The organism is Paraburkholderia sp. SIMBA_030 (assembly GCF_046535245.1).
GTDB lineage: Bacteria > Pseudomonadota > Gammaproteobacteria > Burkholderiales > Burkholderiaceae > Paraburkholderia.
Window position 1 is genome coordinate 1 of record NZ_JAWRXB010001353.1, and the last position, 245, is coordinate 245.

Annotated in this window: 1 protein-coding gene; it reads right to left on the minus strand. The window is 60.8% G+C overall.

All coding sequences use genetic code 11. The features are described 5' to 3' along the window. Nucleotides 1-245 (minus strand): hypothetical protein (locus tag SB772_RS44445; protein WP_410839081.1); only part of this gene is annotated, 245 nt, incomplete at both ends.

Consider the following 245-nt stretch of genomic DNA (forward strand, 5'->3'; position numbering starts at 1 on the left):
GGCGGAACTCGCTGCAGTCGTCGTGAAACGATTGGATGAGCCGGTGGGAGCGAAAACCAAGCCGTCGAACATTCGCCACATCGCAGCGATCGGTACGCGCAGCCCCTTACCTGCCCGGAATGCGGTGGGGTCGTTTGGCGAATCGGTGAAGATGCGCCACCTCGATTCCGGTGTCGCACCAGTCACGCCTTTTCCGCTCTGGCGCTCGAAGATGTGCAGCGAGAGCAGACTGAGAACGCCATAAG